This window comes from Mycobacterium stomatepiae, from assembly GCF_010731715.1.
Classification (GTDB): Bacteria; Actinomycetota; Actinomycetes; order Mycobacteriales; family Mycobacteriaceae; genus Mycobacterium; species Mycobacterium stomatepiae.
Genome location: NZ_AP022587.1, coordinates 4018061 through 4030929 on the forward strand (window position 1 = coordinate 4018061; position 12869 = coordinate 4030929).

Annotated in this window: 14 protein-coding genes and 1 pseudogene; 9 read left to right on the plus strand and 6 right to left on the minus strand. The window is 65.2% G+C overall.

Annotated features, from left to right (window positions below; all coding sequences use genetic code 11):
• Positions 1 to 40: 40 nt before the first annotated feature.
• Positions 41 to 1564 carry a chromosomal replication initiator protein DnaA gene (gene dnaA / locus G6N54_RS18975; RefSeq protein WP_163791419.1) on the minus strand — a complete coding sequence of 508 codons (1524 nt, stop codon included), beginning with the start codon at positions 1562 to 1564 and terminating at the stop codon, positions 41 to 43.
• 568 nt (positions 1565 to 2132) lie between these two features.
• Here dnaA and rpmH point away from each other — a divergent pair.
• The 9 genes and pseudogenes from rpmH (at position 2133) to G6N54_RS19020 (ending at position 8707) form a co-directional block, all read left to right on the plus strand.
• A complete protein-coding gene (gene rpmH, locus G6N54_RS18980; RefSeq protein WP_163791420.1) occupies positions 2133 to 2276 on the plus strand; it encodes a 50S ribosomal protein L34 in 144 nt (47 codons plus the stop codon).
• Positions 2277 to 2299: 23 nt separating this feature from the next.
• Positions 2300 to 2656, plus strand: a complete 357-nt coding sequence (rnpA, locus tag G6N54_RS18985) for a ribonuclease P protein component (RefSeq protein WP_163794835.1) — start codon at positions 2300 to 2302, stop codon at positions 2654 to 2656.
• 2 nt (positions 2657 to 2658) lie between these two features.
• The gene (gene yidD / locus G6N54_RS18990) at positions 2659 to 3024 is read left to right on the plus strand and encodes a membrane protein insertion efficiency factor YidD (RefSeq protein WP_163794836.1); all 366 of its coding nucleotides are present in this window, start codon (positions 2659 to 2661) and stop codon (positions 3022 to 3024) included.
• Positions 3025 to 3058: 34 nt separating this feature from the next.
• On the plus strand, positions 3059 to 4111 hold the full coding sequence (gene yidC / locus G6N54_RS18995; protein WP_372513287.1) for a membrane protein insertase YidC: 1053 nt from the start codon (positions 3059 to 3061) through the stop codon (positions 4109 to 4111).
• 84 nt (positions 4112 to 4195) lie between these two features.
• The gene (locus tag G6N54_RS19000; protein ID WP_163791422.1) at positions 4196 to 4768 is read left to right on the plus strand and encodes a Jag family protein; all 573 of its coding nucleotides are present in this window, start codon (positions 4196 to 4198) and stop codon (positions 4766 to 4768) included.
• 66 nt (positions 4769 to 4834) lie between these two features.
• The gene (gene rsmG / locus G6N54_RS19005) at positions 4835 to 5581 is read left to right on the plus strand and encodes a 16S rRNA (guanine(527)-N(7))-methyltransferase RsmG (protein ID WP_163791423.1); all 747 of its coding nucleotides are present in this window, start codon (positions 4835 to 4837) and stop codon (positions 5579 to 5581) included.
• Positions 5582 to 5718: 137 nt separating this feature from the next.
• Positions 5719 to 6625: pseudogene (locus tag G6N54_RS19010) on the plus strand (ParA family protein); the annotation flags it as partial.
• On the plus strand, positions 6622 to 7617 hold the full coding sequence (locus G6N54_RS19015) for a ParB/RepB/Spo0J family partition protein (protein WP_163791425.1): 996 nt from the start codon (positions 6622 to 6624) through the stop codon (positions 7615 to 7617). The pseudogene G6N54_RS19010 and the gene G6N54_RS19015, both read left to right, overlap by 4 nt.
• 283 nt (positions 7618 to 7900) lie before the next feature.
• Positions 7901 to 8707 carry an acetyltransferase gene (locus G6N54_RS19020; RefSeq protein WP_163791426.1) on the plus strand — a complete coding sequence of 269 codons (807 nt, stop codon included), beginning with the start codon at positions 7901 to 7903 and terminating at the stop codon, positions 8705 to 8707.
• Here the strand turns inward: G6N54_RS19020 and G6N54_RS19025 are convergent.
• From G6N54_RS19025 to sigM, 5 genes are all read right to left on the minus strand, one after another.
• Positions 8662 to 9882, minus strand: a complete 1221-nt coding sequence (locus G6N54_RS19025) for an N-acetylmuramoyl-L-alanine amidase (protein ID WP_163791427.1) — start codon at positions 9880 to 9882, stop codon at positions 8662 to 8664. The genes G6N54_RS19020 and G6N54_RS19025 overlap by 46 nt on opposite strands.
• A gap of 133 nt (positions 9883 to 10015) precedes the next feature.
• The gene (gene trxA / locus G6N54_RS19030; RefSeq protein ID WP_163791428.1) at positions 10016 to 10366 is read right to left on the minus strand and encodes a thioredoxin; all 351 of its coding nucleotides are present in this window, start codon (positions 10364 to 10366) and stop codon (positions 10016 to 10018) included.
• Positions 10363 to 11379 (minus strand): thioredoxin-disulfide reductase, encoded by a 1017-nt coding sequence (trxB, locus tag G6N54_RS19035; protein ID WP_163791429.1) that lies wholly within the window; start codon positions 11377 to 11379, stop codon positions 10363 to 10365. The genes trxA and trxB overlap by 4 nt, the downstream gene beginning before the upstream one ends.
• 94 nt (positions 11380 to 11473) lie before the next feature.
• Entirely contained in the window at positions 11474 to 12232 is a 759-nt protein-coding gene (locus G6N54_RS19040; protein ID WP_163791430.1) for a hypothetical protein, read from the minus strand.
• A gap of 47 nt (positions 12233 to 12279) precedes the next feature.
• Positions 12280 to 12858: an RNA polymerase sigma factor SigM gene (gene sigM / locus G6N54_RS19045; RefSeq protein ID WP_179969089.1), complete on the minus strand. Its 579-nt coding sequence runs from the start codon at positions 12856 to 12858 to the stop codon at positions 12280 to 12282.
• Positions 12859 to 12869: the final 11 nt, after the last annotated feature.

Here is a 12869-nt window from a genome sequence, read left to right on the forward strand (position 1 = left end):
GTGGGAAGTTTTTTGAAGAAGTTTGGCGCGCAGGCCGAAATCAGCGCTTGGACCGCTGACGGATGCGAGTGGTGAGTTCTTTGACGTGATCGAACACCTCACGCCGCTCGGCCATCTCGGACAAGATCTTTCGTTGCGCGTACATCACGGTGGTGTGGTCGCGGCCGAACGCCTGACCGATTTTGGGTAGTGACAAATCGGTGAGCTCACGGCAGAGATACATCGCGATCTGGCGCGACTGCGCCAGTGCCCGGGTCTTGCCGGGCCCGCGTAACTCCTCGACGGTGGTGTCGAAGTACTCCGCGGTGGCGGCCATGATGGTCGCTGCGCTGATTTGCATGGTGCTGGCATCGGCGATCAGATCGCGCAACACAATCTCGGCCAACGATTTGTCGATTGGCGTCTTGTTCAGCGAGGCGAACGCGGTGACGCGGATCAGCGCTCCCTCGAGCTCGCGGATGTTGCGCTCGATGCTGCTGGCGATGAGTTCGAGCACATCGTCGGGTACCGCGAGCCGTTCCATCTGTGCTTTCTTGCGCAGAATCGCGATGCGCGTTTCCAGCTCGGGAGGCTGGACGTCGGTGATCAGGCCCCACTCGAACCGCGTTCGCAGCCGGTCTTCGAGGGTGGCGAGCTGTTTGGGCGGCCGGTCCGACGAGATGACGATCTGCTTGTTGGCGTTGTGCAGCGTGTTGAAGGTGTGGAAGAACTCTTCCTGGATACCTTCTTTGCCCTCAATGAATTGGATGTCATCGACCAGCAGCACATCGACGTCGCGATAGCTGCGCTTGAACGCAACCTTCCGATCGTCACGCAGCGAGTTGATGAAGTCATTGGTGAATTCCTCGGTCGACACGTACTTCACCCGCATGCCGGGGAACAGCCGCTGCGCGTAATTGCCTGCGGCATGCAACAAATGGGTCTTGCCCAGCCCGGACTCGCCCCAAATGAACAGCGGGTTGTAAGCGCGCGCCGGTGCTTCGGCGATGGCCAGCGCCGCGGCATGCGCGAACCGATTGGAGGCACCGATGACGAAAGTCTCGAAGGTGTAGCGCCGGTTGAGGCTCGTTCCGCCGGCGGCTGCCGCCGCGTCTTTGCTGTGCGGACGTTCGGCGAAGTAGTTGGGCCAGTTCTGTTCGATACCGATCGCTTCACCGTTTTCGTCGGCCTCGTCGGTGTCGCTTGACGTTTCTAGCCCGGCTTCATCGGTGAACGTGTCCCCTTGCGGAAAGGGGACATCGTCGTCATCGTCGGCCGGCGGGGCGATGCGGACGCCGAGTTGAATCTGTTGACCGAGCCGGCGGCTGAGCGCATCGGTGATCGGGGTGCGCAGGTGCCGCTCGATCTCGTTTTGCACGAAACTGCTCGGCACCGACAAGAGGGCGAAGCCCTCGACAATAGTCAGCGGTTGAGCAAGATTCAGCCACGCGCGCTGCTGGGGAGTGAGCGGGGTGACAAGAGTCGTGCGATTAGCGAGTGCGCCGTCTGCGTCGGAAACGCCATTGAGTTCAGAGACGACCGCATTCCACACTGTCGTGAAACCAGAACCGGGGTCATCGGTCAACGACGCATCTCCCTGGTCCGACGTCGAGGTACAACCATGCTGAGCGACAAAGCAACTGTCCACATAGTTATACACAGGTGTGGACAGGATAGGCGTATACGGGCCGCAACCTACCGGCGACGGCTCGCGATCCGCGGGCTAGCGACAACCTGAGCTGGGTCGCCCGCACAGCTAGTGGATCCGCCATCATGCTTCGTTGTCGAGCGCCGCTCCGGTCTGAAACGGCATTGCCCGAAGCTAACAGTTTTCCGCGCGGCTGCCAACAGTTCTGCTGCATTCCAATTGCGTTATTTAGGGTGTGCCGGGGTGTGCCGCGACTAGCCGAGATTTCAACTTGGTTTTCAGCGGGATCGTTGGTACCGGCCAAGTTTGACCCAGCGAACGCACGTCAGTACCCTCATACAGTCGCCCGAAAGTCGGCGATACGGCTGCGACCCGGGAGTTATTTAGCCAGGGGACCGCGCCGGCCAGCAGCAGGAACCACTTTTCGACCGAGTCACGAAGCGATTGAGCTGAACGGCCGGATGGCGGGGACAAGCTTCTAGCGAGACAGAACGAGGAGAACGCCGTGGCCAAGGGCAAGCGGACCTTCCAGCCGAACAACCGGCGCCGAGCTCGTGTGCACGGCTTCCGGCTGCGCATGCGTACCCGCGCTGGGCGCGCCATCCTGTCTGGCCGACGCCGCAAGGGCCGCCGCGCACTATCTGCCTGATCCGACGGACAGGCTTGTTGGCGGTGCTTCCCGCGCGCAACCGCATGAGGCGGTCACGGGAATTCGACGCGACAGTGAAACACGGGATGCGCGCGGCGCAGCCCGACCTCGTCGTCCACGTGCGGCGCGGAGATGAGGACGACATCGGTCCGAGGGTCGGGCTGATCGTCGCCAAATCGGTCGGCTCGGCCGTCGATCGCCACCGGGTCGCACGTTGCCTTCGGCACGCCGTTGCGGGCATGCTGACCGATCTCGATCAACGCGACCAAGTCGTCATCCGGGCGCTGCCAAGCAGCCGGCAGGTGTCGTCGGCGTGGTTGGAGCAGGAGCTGCGTCGGGGTCTGCGGCGCGCGTTCGAACGCGCGGGGACGAACCGTTGACCGTGACGGTGCCGGGGCGCGCGGGAGCGAGTGACGCAAGCAGGACCGTGGTCCGCGGGCTGGTTTTCCTGATTCAGCTGTACCGCCACATGGTGTCGCCGCTGCGGCCGGCGACGTGTCGCTTCATGCCGACCTGCAGTCAATACGCGGTCGAGGCCCTCACCGAGTACGGGTTGGTTCGGGGGAGTTGGCTGGCAGTCGTCAGGCTTGCCAAATGTGGACCATGGCATCGGGGAGGATGGGACCCGATACCGGAACGCGCCTCAGAACACCGGGATTGTCGGATGGACGTTGAAGACACCAGCGCCGTCGGGGAGGACCCGGCGCCGCGAGGGGAGAGTGAATCTGTTGTCGTTCGATCTGTTTAGCCTCGACTTCGTCTACTACCCCGTGTCGTGGATCATGTGGGTTTGGTACAAGCTGTTCGGCGCGCTGCTGGGACCCTCGAACTTTTTCGCATGGGCACTGTCGGTGATGTTCCTCGTCTTCACGCTGCGCGCGCTGTTGTACAAGCCGTTCGTGCGTCAGATCCGTACTACCCGCCAGATGCAGGAGCTGCAGCCACAGATCAAGGCGCTACAGAAGAAGTACGGCAAGGACCGTCAACGCATGGCGCTCGAGATGCAGAAGCTGCAACGCGAGCACGGGTTCAACCCGATCCTGGGCTGCCTGCCGATGCTCGCTCAGATCCCGGTGTTCCTCGGGCTCTATCACGTCTTGCGGTCCTTCAATCGGACGACGGGCGGCTTCGGACAGCCGCAGATGTCGGTGCTCCAAAACCGACTGACGGGCAACTACATGTTCAGCCCGACGGATGTCGGACACTTCCTGGACGCGAATCTGTTCGGCGCACCGATCGGCGCGTCCATGACGCAGCGGACCGGGTTGGACGCCTTCATTGATTTCAGCCGACCCTCGGTCATCTTGGTCGGAGCGCCAGTGATGCTGCTCGCGGGCGTCGCGACCTACTTCAACAGCCGCGCCTCCATTGCGCGGCAAAGTCCGGAAGCGGCCGCCAATCCGCAGACCGCGATGATGAACAAACTCGCGCTGTACGTGTTTCCGCTCGGCGTCGTGGTCGGCGGACCGTTCCTTCCGCTGGCGATCATTCTGTACTGGTTCTCGAACAACATCTGGACCTTCGGCCAGCAGCACTACGTCTTCAACATGATTGAGAAAGAGGACGAGGCCAAGAAGCAAGAGGTGCTGCAGCGCCGTGCCGCCAACGCACCGTTGCCGGGAGCCAAGCCGAAGCGCAAAGCAGCGCCCGCGAATGGGAACGGTCCGTCAGCGGTCGACGAGGAGAGCACACCGAAGGCGAATACCGGAGGCAACGGGTCGGAGGGTAAGACAACAGACGCTGCACCGGACAAACCCGATGGAGCCGGCGGCGCCGATGCCCCGGCCAGTCGCACGCCCCGGCCCGGGGCTCGACCGAAAAAACGGAAGCGCTGACGGACAGCGCCACAGCTTTACCGGGCCGTCTCCGGAGAGTGACCCGAATGAGACAGGGACGGACCCATGGATGAGGGAGAGGAAATGACGGACGCTGACACCACCGAACGCGAGTTGGACACCCAGCTGGTGGTCGAGGACGAAGCCGAGGATGCGACGACGGCGGAGGCCGGTGCCGACGAAGGCGACGACCTGGAGGAGCGGTTGGTCGCCGAAGGGGAGATCGCCGGCGACTATCTGGAAGAGCTGCTGGATCTATTGGACTTCGACGGCGACATTGATCTGGACGTCGAGGGCAACCGCGCGGTTGTCAGCATTGACGGCAGCGACGACCTGAACAAGTTGGTCGGCCGTGGCGGCGAGGTGCTCGATGCGCTTCAGGAATTGACCCGGCTGGCAGTCCACCAGAAGACCGGCGTGCGTAGCCGACTAATGCTCGACATCGCGAGTTGGCGCCGGCGGCGTCGCGAGGAGCTGGCCGCCCTGGGAGACAAGGTGGCGCGGCGCGTGCTGGAGAGTGGTGAGCGTGAAGAGCTCAAGCCGATGACGCCGTTCGAACGGAAGATCGTCCACGATGCCGTGGCGGCGGTGGATGGGGTCCACAGCGAAAGCGAGGGCGTGGAGCCGAGTCGTCGCGTGGTCGTCCTGCACGACTAGTCGGGACCGGGTTACACCGATGTAGTTCGCCCGCGGCATGGTGCTGTAGATCCGAAGACCGGAGGAATGTTTCACGTGAAACATGTCGGCGGGTTCGATCGGGCAGGGGCGCCCGCCGAGGAGGGCGGCTCCGCCGGGCCTGGTCCGGCGCCGCCGGCGGCCGTGGAAATCTTCGGGCCGCACCTGGATACGGCGATGGCGTACGCGGAGATTCTCGCAACAACCGGTGTAGAGCGCGGCCTGCTGGGTCCCCGGGAAGTGGGCCGGGTGTGGGACCGCCACCTATTGAATAGTGCGGCGGTCGCCGAACTGCTCGCGGACAACGAGCGGCTCGTCGATGTCGGCAGCGGGGCGGGACTGCCGGGGATACCCCTGGCGATTGCCCGACCGGATCTCGATGTCGCACTTGTCGAGCCCCTGCTGCGGCGCAGCGAGTTTCTCAAAGAGGTCGTCGCCCAACTAGGGTTAACCGTCGAAGTGGTGCGCGGCCGGGCCGAAGAACCCGGGGTACGTAAACGATTCGGTGAGCGGGATGTCGCGGTGTCGCGAGCGGTCGCGTCCTTGGACAAGTTGACTAACTGGAGCATCCCGTTGCTACGGCCGGGCGGACGAATGATTGCGCTCAAGGGTGAACATGCTGCCGACGAAGTCGTGGAGCACCGGCGTGGGATGGCAGCGTTGGATGCAGTTGATGTCAGGGTGGTGACATGTCGCGCGAGCTATTTGCGTCCGCCCGCAACCGTGGTGGTAGCGCAGCGCGCAATGCGATCGGGACGCGGGTCGGCACCAAGGGCGGACAGGAGAAAGCGATGAGCTCTCCCCGGGATCGGTCCGGAGGCTCGAGTCCGAGCGCCGAGCATCCGCAGGCGGCGGGCGTACCCGTGGAGCCACCGGTGGCGCCAGAGGAGGCGGTGCCTCTTGCGGATGAGGCGCCGAGCAAAACCGCGGTAGATGTTTCACGTGAAACATCGAACGATTACGACACCCCGATAGGGGCCGCGGCCGAACGTGCAATGCGGGTACTGCACACTACCGACCCGCCACTGCGCCGGCCGAGCCGCCGCCGTGTCTTCACCGTCGCGAATCAGAAGGGTGGTGTTGGCAAGACGACGACCGCTGTCAACCTCGCCGCGGCGCTGGCCCTGCAGGGACTCAAGACGCTCGTCATCGACCTCGACCCGCAGGGCAATGCGAGCACCGCGCTTGGTATCACCGATCGGCAAGCCGGTACGCCGTCGTCGTACGAAGTGCTGCTCGGCGAGGAGACGATCGAGACCGCGCTGCGCCGCAGTCCGCACAGCGACCGGTTGTTCTGTGTTCCGTCGACCATCGATCTGGCCGGCGCCGAGATCGAATTGGTCAGCATGGTCGCGCGTGAGAATCGATTGCGCAACGCTTTGGCAGAGCTCGATCACTTCGACTTCGACTACGTCTTCGTGGATTGCCCGCCGTCGCTGGGCCTGCTGACCATCAACGCACTCGTCGCCGCGCCCGAGGTGATGATCCCGATCCAGTGCGAGTATTACGCGCTGGAAGGGGTGTCACAGCTAATGCGGAACATCGAGATGGTCAAGGCGCATCTCAACCCGCAGCTCGACGTGACGACGGTGATCCTGACGATGTACGACGGACGGACCAAGCTCGCCGACCAGGTTGCCGAGGAGGTGCGGCGCTACTTCGGCGACAAGGTATTGCGCACCGTCATCCCGCGCAGCGTGAAGGTGTCGGAGGCGCCGGGTTACAGCATGACGATCATCGACTACGACCCCGGATCGCGCGGGGCGATGAGCTATCTCGACGCGAGCCGCGAACTCGCGCAGCGTGACTAAATCACCATCCGTGAAGGGACGACCATGACGCAGCCGTCACGCAAGAAAGGCGGCCTCGGCCGAGGCCTCGCTTCGTTGATTCCCACCGGACCCGCCGAGGGCGATGCGGGACCCGCGACCCTTGGTCCCCGGATGGGGGACGCGGCCGCCGATGTGTTGATCGGCGGACCCGCGCCGGGCACTAACGAAATGGGCGCGGTGTATCGCGAGATCTCACCGTCTGACATCGAGCCCAACCCACGCCAGCCGCGCCAGGTGTTCGACGACGAGGCCTTGGCCGAGCTGGTGCACTCGATCCGCGAGTTCGGTCTGTTGCAGCCGATCGTGGTCCGTGCGATCACCCCGTCGCCGGGCGGCGCGCGGTACCAGATCGTGATGGGGGAGCGGCGTTGGCGGGCCGCCCAGGAGGCTCAACTGACCACTCTTCCCGCCATCGTGCGGGAGACGACCGACGACAACCTGCTGCGCGATGCCCTTCTGGAAAACATCCACCGGGCACAGCTGAACCCGTTGGAAGAAGCGGCGGCATACCAGCAGTTGCTCGACGAGTTCGGAGTCACCCACGACGAACTGGCCTCTCGGATCGGGCGGTCACGACCGCTGATTAGCAACATGATCCGGTTGCTCAAGCTGCCGATCGCAGTGCAGCGCAGGGTGGCCGCCGGCGTCCTGTCCGCCGGCCACGCCCGGGCGTTGCTGTCGCTGGAGTCTGGCCCGGAAGCGCAGGAAGAGTTGGCGAGCCGGATTGTCGCGGAGGGTCTTTCGGTCCGCGCGACCGAGGAAGCCGTGACTCTGGCCAATCACGAGGCCAACCGCGGCGACGCGGGGGCCCCGGCACCGCAGCGCCGTAAGCCGATTCAGATGCCGGGCCTGCAGGACGTGGCCGACCGGCTGTCGAACGCCTTCGATACCCGGGTGACGGTCAGCCTGGGCAAACGCAAGGGCAAGATCGTCGTCGAGTTCGCGTCGGTCGACGACCTACAGCGGATTATCGACACCATGACCTCGCCCAAGGCATGACCTTGTTACACCGTGTAATTACGTCACTGTGACGCCGCGCGGCTTCCAAGCCCGCATCTGGCTCTCTCAAACACGGAGATCCGCTGTGTATCAAGCCTTTTCGAGATTCGCCACCGCCGGCTTGCCGGCGCGGAGCGTTTCGCGCCCGGCGTCGGCGTGAGAGTGTCAACACTGGCCCGAGAGCGACAAACTCTCCTATTCTGGAGGGGTTGGTGTGCACGTCAGCCTGGGATAGCCGGGCTCGCGGCACTGGGCCGCGATACGCACGGAAGCCAGGAGGCTAGTGTCTGCTCGAATCACGCCCCTGCGGCTCGAAGGTTTCGAGCAGCTTCCCAAGCACGCTCGCCGCTGTGTCTTCTGGGAGGTCGATCCCGCGACCCTCGGCGATCAGGACCAGCTCGCCGACCCGGAATTCGAAAAAGAGGCCTGGCTTTCGATGGTCATGCTGGAATGGGGTTCGTGTGGTCAGGTCGCGACTGCGATTTCCGACGAGCAAAGCCTGACCGATCCGCCCACGCTGGGTTACGTGCTGTACGCCCCGCCGGGTGCGGTACCGCGGGCGCATCGTTTTCCGACCGCGCCGGTGTCCGCGGACGCAGTGCTGCTGACGTCGATGGGTGTCGAACCCGGGCATGCCCCCGACGACTTGCCGCACGATCTGTTGGCCCGGGTCATCGACGAGTTGATGCGCCGCGGGGTCCGGGCGCTGGAGGCGTTCGGTCGCACCCCGGCCGCATCGGAATTGGTGGATCCCACGCTCGCCGACCCTGACGTCCGGCCGGTGCTGGAGTCCCTGGGTGACTGCTCGGTAGATCGCTGCATCATCGATGCGGAATTCCTGAAAGACGTGGGTTTCGTTGTGGTGGCGCCACATTCCTACTTCCCGCGGCTGCGCCTCGAACTGGACAAAGGCCTGGGGTGGAAGGCCGAGGTCGAGGCGGCGCTGGAGCGGCTACTGTCGAATGCCCAGCTGCAGGAGCCGGTTGGAGCTGGGTCTAGCAACGTATTGAAGGCGGGAAATGCGTTGCAGAGCAAGCAGAACGGTTATGTACCGCCGAGTCGGGTCGTCCGTTCGACCGACAATTCGTGAGCAAGCAGCTCGGCGAAGGTGAATGTGCCGGTCGGCCGGTCGTTCTTGCCGAGCAGGTAGAGTCGCTTGACCGCGGCGAGGATGCCTTCGGCGATCGCGTCGCGCGACTGGGTGGACAGCAGCCGGTCCCGATCGCCCGGGTTGGTGATGTAGCCGACGTCTACCTGCACGGTGGGCATCCGGGTGAGCCGCAGCAGGTCCCAGGTGCGTCCATGCGTCCGGCAATCACGTAACCCGGTGCGGGCCACCACTTCTCGCTGAATGAAGTCGGCTAGATTGCGGCCGATGGTCGACACCGACCCGTGTGAGTTGCCGAAGTGGAACGACGCCACCCCGTTGGCCGAAGGACTGACCTGGGCTTCGCAGCGCAGGCTGATCATCAGATCGGCACCGACGTTGTTGGCCGTGGCGGCGCGTTCGGCGTCCGACGGGCTGCGGTTGGTCGGTCGCGACAGGAAGGTCTCCATGCCGATGGCGGTCATCCGGCCCTCCAGCCGACTGGCCAAGTCCCACAAGATATCCGCTTCGCTCACCGGACCGGCCGGGCCAGGCGCGATCAGACCGTGGTCGTCCCCGCCACGGCCCGGATCGATGATGATCCGCTTGCCCGAAAGCCGGGGACCGGAGCGGCGGACCAGTTCTTCCTCGCGGATGGCGTGGGGTGAACCCCCGCTGACCCGTGAACTCAGAAAGTACAAGGAGCGCAAGGTTTCCGGGCCGCAGATACCATCTGCAGCCATCCCGTACTCGCGCTGGTAGGACATCAAGGCGTTGTGCGTCTGCAGGCCGAAATGTCCGTCGACCAGGCCGGTGTAGAAACCAAGGTCCTGTAGCCGAGCCTGCAGCGTCGCGACGTCGTCCCCGTAGAGGGGAGCGCCGAATTGGTGGTACAGCGTGCGCGCGCCGAGCCGATAGGACGCCTCTTTCAGCGCCCGGTAAGTCGCCTCGCCAACGATGCCGTCGACGAGGAGGCCACGGTGCTGCTGGAACGCACGCACGGCCTGGTCGAGCTGGGCGTCGAAGACCTCGAGGGCGACATGGCGGCCGGTGATCAGATCGTCTTCGGCGTTGTCCAATAGCCCTAGTGCAGCCAGCGAGACCCGGATTTCGGTCACAGCTGCGCTGCGGTCACCACAGCGCAGCGCGTCGCCGTTTTCGCGGCGCGGACTCGACATACCAAGGGCCCTCCGGGACAAACTGACAGGCTCATAAATGCTCTACAGCTAACCCGTATTGTCGCAGATCCTTCTCGATTTCGGGAAAACCCCAGGCTAGACGGCGGGGCATCGCCGCAAAGCGGCTAGGCGCTCAGGTGAGGTTGGGAACCGCGTCGGAAAGCTCGCGCAGCAGCGCCGCCTTGCCTTTCGCGCCGACGATGCGCTTCACCGGCTGGCCGTCCTTGAACAGGATCATCGTCGGGATCGACACCACCTGGAAGTCACGCACGGTCTCGGGATTCGCGTCGACGTCGAGCTTGGCGACGGTCAACTGGTCGGACTGCTCGGCCGCAATCTCCTCGAGAACCGGGGCGACCATCTTGCATGGTCCGCACCACGTCGCCCAAAAGTCAACCAGCACGGGCTTATTGCTGGACAACACGTCTGCGGAGAAGGAAACGTCTGACACTTCCTTTGTGGCCCCGGCTTTTTCGTCGCTCATAGTGGTGCTCCAATCAGATCAGTATTGTCCGCATTACCGGCCGCCGACGTCTTGCCGGCGACCTCCGACTCTTCGTGGTCGGCCAACCAACGCTCGGCGTCGATGGCCGCCGCACACCCGCTGCCCGCCGCGGTGATGGCTTGGCGGTAGGTGCGGTCCACCAGATCTCCGGCCGCGAAGACTCCGTCCAGGGCGGTATATGTGGTGCGCTCCTTGACAAGTACGTAGCCCTCGGCATCGACGTCGAGGACGTCGCGTACCAGGGCCGAGCGTGGATCGTGGCCGATCGCGACGAACACTCCCGTCACCGGAAGCGTGGATTCTTCGCCAGTTACGTTGTCGCGCAACTGCACTCCCGTCACCGTCGTTTCCCCGTCGACCGCGACCACGGTCTGGTTGGTCAGGAATTTGATCTTGTCGTTGGTGCGCGCCCGCTCGAGCATGATCTTCGATGCCCGGAATTCGTCGCGACGGTGCACCAGTGTCACGCTGCGTGCGAAGCGGGTCAAGAACGTCGCCTCTTCCATCGCCGAGTCACCACCGCCGATGACGGCGATGTCTTGGTCGCGGAAGAAGAACCCGTCGCAGGTGGCACACGCGCTCACCCCGCGGCCCAGCAACTCCTGCTCGCCGGGCACCTGCAGGTAACGCGCCGCGGCCCCCATGGCCAGGATGACCGCCTTGGCCTTGAAGGTCTCACCTTCTGCCGTGACGACCGACTTGACCGGACCGTCCAGCGAAACGGATTCGACGTCTTCCATCCGCAGGTCCGCGCCGAAGCGCAGTGCCTGCTCGCGCATCTGATCCATCAGCTCCGGGCCGGTGATGCCGTCGCGGAAGCCGGGATAGTTCTCCACCTCGGTCGTGGTCATCAGGGCACCACCGAACGATGTCCCTTCGAAGACCACCGGTGCCAGCTGTGCGCGCGCCGCGTAGAGCGCAGCGGTATAACCGGCTGGACCGGATCCGATGACGATGACGTCGTGGACTGTGTCATGAGCGGAGTCGGTCATTCGAGCCTTTCGGAGATACAGATTTCTCAATCGTGTCGAACGCCAGCGTAGGCGCGGCTGTTCCCGGTCGTGTCGCGCAACACTTGGCACCACTTTAAGGGCGGGGGACCTGGGTGCTGGCTAACAGCCCCGTATCGGCGGCACTGCAGTTCAGCGCCACTGCAAAGACCGCTAGGTCGGCCGGACCGTCGGCGGGCAGCACCAGCAGCACATCGGGGCGCGCATTGATCTCGATCGGCCGCGCGCCCAGCACCGGCGTGGACGCGGAATAGCCGAGACCGCCGAGGCAGGAGGCGCGCCGGGCCGGGTCGGCGAGCGGACCGTAGTCGGGAGTGTGGCCCAGCAGGCCGACGATCTCGGGCGCCGACAGCGGGATCGCCGGTGGCGGCGTGGACACCGTGATGTGCATGGCGGTGCTGGGGGCGGGTGCGGGCTCGTCGAGCAGCGACGCCGTGCCGAAGCCGATCGCGGAGAGCGCCGCGCCGACACCGGTCACCGCGGCGGCGATCCGGGCGGGCCGGATGCGTGGGCGCGCGGAGTGGGTAGCCACGTTCGGCGCGCCCGCCGACCGCAGCGCCGCGGAGATACGGTCGGTCACCTCGGACGGGGGCTCGGGAGCCGATTCCGGATCCGCGGCGACGGCAGCGACGTCGCGACGCGCCTGGTTCAAGGCGCGGAGCACGCCTTCGGCGTCCGGGTCTTCGCGGACTTGCCTGCGCAGCCGGGCGGCGGCCTCGTCGTCGAGCAGGCCAGCCTGCAGATCGGCGAGCGCCTCGACCGTTGGCGGTGGATCCGCCCCCGCATTCCGGGGATCCGGGTCGTGATCCGCCGGTTCGTTCTGCGCTTCGCCCATCCGCCCCAGTGTCCGTCATGCCGGGACCGGCGCTGGCGCCCGGCCCGTTAACGCTGGCGGTCGGGGGCGGAGTGGGCGCCGGCGTCCAGATAGCCGAGCAGGTAGGCAAGCCGCACCCGGGCCCGGGCGCAGCGGCTCTTGACGGTGCCCTCCGCGATGCCCAGCAGCGCGGCGGTGTCGGCGATCGAGTAGCCCTGCATGTCGACCGCCACGATGGTGGCGCGCTGCTCGAGGGGAAGCCGCATCAGCGCGCGCTGCACCACCATGGCCGTGTCGACCTGAGCCGTGCGATCGGGCACCGGGTAGACGTCCTCGAGCGGCGCGGTTCGGTGAGATGTGCTGCGCCGCAGCCGATCCAGACACGCGTTGACCACGATCCGGTGCAGCCAGCTGCCGACCGCGGCGTCATAGCGAAACGACCCGGCACCCCGGTGTGCCGACAACATGGCGTCCTGCAGGGCGTCCTCGGCGTCCTCGGGCGTGCGGGTGGTCAGCCGGGCCAGGCGGTGCAGCTGACGGCGGTGTCGACCGAACAGCTCGCCGAAGGCGTAGCGGTCGCCGGCGACATGGGCGGACAGCAGCTCGGCATCGCTGCGTTCCTGCTGGATGTATCCCCCCAAGCCCACCGCCGGACAGT